Source organism: Microcella sp. (genome assembly GCF_033763155.1).
Classification (GTDB): domain Bacteria; phylum Actinomycetota; class Actinomycetes; order Actinomycetales; family Microbacteriaceae; genus Microcella.
This window is the reverse complement of sequence record NZ_JANRKZ010000216.1, coordinates 1-3,530: the sequence shown is the minus strand read 5'-3', so window position 1 is coordinate 3,530 and position 3,530 is coordinate 1. Positions and strand designations below refer to the sequence as shown.

The window sequence follows — 3,530 nt, the reverse complement described above, 5'->3', positions numbered from 1 at the left end:
GATCATGCCCACGACGCTCTCGGTCATCACGACGACCTTTCCGCTTGAAGAGCGCGGCAAAGCCGTGGGCGTGTGGGTCGGCGTGGCCGGCGGAGGTGCGGCGATCGGCGTGTTCGCCGCGGCCGTGTTGCTGCAGTGGTTTGAGTGGCCCGCGTTCTTCTGGCTCAACGTGAGCCTTGCGGCCGTCGGGTTTGTGGGCACGATGCTGGTGGTTCCGAAGGGGCGAGACGAGCATCCGCCCCGCTTCGATGGTTTCGGCGCGGTGCTGAGCCTGCTCGCCGTCGGGGGAATCGTCTTTGGCATCATCGAGATTCCCGAGCGCGGCATCGACGACCCGCTCGCGGTCGGGGTGCTCGCGGCTGGCCTCGCGGCGCTCGTGGTGTTTGTGGCGTGGGAGTGGCGCTCGCCCGCTCCGCTGCTCGACCCGCGCCTGTTCGCCGTGCGCGGCTTCGGCATGGGCAGCCTCTCGCTCTCGGTGCAGTTCTTCGCGGCGTTCGGCTTCTTCTTCGCCGCGCTGCAATACCTGCAGTTCGTCGCCGGCCTGAGCCCGCTGTGGGCGGCCAGTTGCCTGCTGCCGATGCCGTTCCTCCTCATTCCGCTCGCGCGGTTCTCGCCCCGGCTGGCCGAACGCTTCGGATACCGCCGCGTCGCCCCCGTCGGCCTCGTGCTGATCGCCACGGCGTTCGTCGTCTTCTCGCAGCTCGAGGTCGAGCTCAACTACGCCGTCTTCGGGACGGGCATCGTACTCTTCGCGATCGGCATGGCTCTCTCGGGTGCGCCCTCGACGACGGCCATCACGCAATCGCTGCCCGCGGGCAAGCAAGGCGTGGCCTCGGCCGTCAACGACACCGCACGCGAATTCGGCAGCGCCCTCGGCATCGCCGTGCTCGGCAGTGTGCTCACGCAGACCTATAAGGCGGGGGTTCAGGATGCGATCGCGGGCCTCCCGCCCGCGATCGGCTCGGCCGTCGAATCGTCAATCGCTTTCACTCAATCACCCCGAGTCGCCGAGTTCGGAGCCGCCGCCCAGCCCGTCATCGACGCCGCCAAACAGGCGTTTCTCGACGGCGTGACGAGCGCGCTGCTCGTCGCGGCCGTCGTGCTCGTCATCACCGCGGCGATCACGGCGACCTTCGGGCCGAAGCGCGTGAAGGAAGAGACGCAGCTTTCATAAAACGTTTGCTAGCATTCTTTTTATGAAAGTAAAGGCTTCGGCGCTCTTTCCGTTGTTGCGCTCTGACACTCAGGGCCAGCTGCTTGCGGCTCTTGAGTTGAGTACACGAGGCGAAACCGCAACTGAGCTGGCACGTCTCGTCGGAACGAGTCTTCCGACGGTCACCCGTGAACTCGCACGCCTTTCCGAAGCAGGTCTCTTGTCAACCGAGTGGGTGGGGCGCAGAGCGGTCTATCGACCGAATCGTGAGCATCCGCTGAGTGATGCAGTGCGCGAGATTGCACTGTTCACCTACGGACCTCAGCCGGTCATCGCGCGCGAACTCGCCGGCATGTCGGGTGTTCGAATGGCGGCGATATTTGGATCGTGGGCAGCGCGTCGTGACGGCGAACCCGGGCTGCCTCCTGGGGACATCGATGTGCTCGTCGTGGGCAATCCCGATCTCGATGAGGTCTACGACGCGATTCGGCGCGCTGAAGGGGTGCTGCGTCGCGAGGTGAATGTCACCACGGTGACGCCGGAGCGATGGGTTGCTGTGGATGACCCCTTCGTCTCTACTGTGCGTGCGCGACCATTGGTCGATCTGCAGATCGGCACAGGGGGCGTACATGACGTGGCAGCAGGGCAGAGCAGTCATCGACCGGCTTCTGCAGCACGGCGAACTCGAAAAGGTCGCACCGAACCCTGAGTTCGCTTCGGCCTCGCTCGACCTGTGCGACAAGCACATTGCTGCAGCGCAGGTTGTTCTGACAGCGGATCCGGTCGGTGCGGTTTCGCTCGCTTATGACGCATCACGAAAGGCGCTCGCAGCGATGCTTCTCGCGCAGGGGTTGCGACCCACTCGCCGAGGTGGGCACATTGCGGTCACCGATGCGGCAAGTGCACAGCTTGACCCACCGAACCGCATTGGCCGCCAGGTTGATCGCATTCGTCGTCTGCGCAACGACAATGAGTACCCCGATGTTGCCACTCTCTTGGCATCGACGAGCGAGGCCGACGACGCGATCGCTGTCGCCATCGACGCCGTACAGGCCGCCCGGCTCGTGCTGCCGCACCTATCGCCTTTTTGAGATGACGGCCCTGGCAGACTGGCCCTCATGACCAGGGCATCCCGCACCTACTCTGCTGGCCCCGTGCGCGCCGTGCACGGCATCACGCTCGGCGAAGTGCGGGTGCGCCCGAAGAACATCGAGGGCACGGGAACTCCGATGCTGTGGTGGACCCTCACCGCCCGCACCTGGAGCCCCTGGCTGCCCGTGCACGCCTTCGTCATCGAGCATGAGCGCGGGCTCCTGCTCTTCGACACCGGGCAGAGCCCCGATTCGCTTACCGACCCCGACTACTACCCGGGTGGGCTGCTCGGCTGGGTCTATCACCGGCAGGCCCAGTTTCGGGTGCCCGCTGAGCAGACGCTCGATGCCCAGCTCGCCGAGCTCGGATTCGCCGCGAGCGACATCACCCACGTCGTGCTCTCGCACCTGCACCAAGATCACGCGGGCAACCTCGCGCCGTTCGCCGCGGTGCCCGTGTATGCCTCGGCCGATGAGCTCGCGCTGCTCGAGCAGAAGACGCCCGAGCTGCACGGAGTGCTGTCGCGGCGCATCCCGCCCGCCGGTGTTGCCCTGACGCCGGTTGCGTTCGATGCCGACGCTCAGTTCGACCTATTTGACGACGGCACGCTCGTGATGCTGCCGACGCCCGGGCACACTCCGGGCTCGATGAGCCTCATGGTCAGCCCGACGGATGCTGCACCCCTGCTGCTCGTCGGCGACGTCACCTATGACCCCGCCTTGCTGGCTTGCGGCATCGTGCCCGACGTCGGAGACCGCGCCGCGCAGCTCGCGACCGCGCGCGTCATCGCCGACCTGCAGGTGCAGCACCCTGAGTTGACGGTGCTCGCGGCGCACGACCGAGGAGCGCTCGCCACCCTGCTCGCGCAGACGCCGCAGTAGCTAGGGCGTTTTCGCCGACCCGGCGAGCGAGAAGAACACCACGCCGAGCCCCAAGAAGGTGATACCCAGCGCAATGTTGTCGGGCATCACGACGGAGAACGTCACGCCCACCGAGAAGAACGTGATGCCCACGGCCATCCACGCGCCGCGTGCGGCCGCGTTGCCGTTCGCCTGCTCGTGCGCCTGCTGTTCGGCACTCGGCTCACTGGCTTCGGGGGTCGTGTCGTCGTTCTCCACGCGCCCAGAATAATCACGTTCGGTGACCGCGCAACCCATGGTCGACGGATGCCCAGCCGCACCTCGCCCGTGCACGACCCACCCCGCCTTTCGCGCTAGACTCTCTCTTCGTGCCCAGGGGCACGGCCACGGGCTGTGGCGCAGCTTGGTAGCGCACTTGACTGGGG

General features: G+C 66.4%; 4 protein-coding genes. 3 read left to right on the top strand and 1 reads right to left on the bottom strand.

Annotation, left to right across the window (positions count from 1 at the left end):
• The 3 genes from SFU54_RS09305 to SFU54_RS09295 all read left to right on the top strand — a co-directional run.
• The coding region (locus SFU54_RS09305; protein WP_319016001.1) for an MFS transporter at nt 1-1,174 on the top strand (1,174 nt) is incomplete at its 5' end.
• A 608-nt stretch (nt 1,175-1,782) separates the two neighbouring features.
• On the top strand, nt 1,783-2,244 hold the full coding sequence (locus SFU54_RS09300; RefSeq protein WP_319016000.1) for a HEPN domain-containing protein: 462 nt from the start codon (nt 1,783-1,785) through the stop codon (nt 2,242-2,244).
• A gap of 27 nt (nt 2,245-2,271) precedes the next feature.
• Nucleotides 2,272-3,126, top strand: coding sequence for an N-acyl homoserine lactonase family protein (locus tag SFU54_RS09295; protein WP_319015999.1), 855 nt, complete (start codon nt 2,272-2,274; stop codon nt 3,124-3,126).
• Here SFU54_RS09295 and SFU54_RS09290 read toward each other — a convergent pair whose 3' ends face one another.
• Complete coding sequence (locus SFU54_RS09290; protein ID WP_319015998.1) at nt 3,127-3,363, bottom strand: hypothetical protein; 237 nt, start codon at nt 3,361-3,363, stop codon at nt 3,127-3,129.
• Nucleotides 3,364-3,530: the final 167 nt, after the last annotated feature.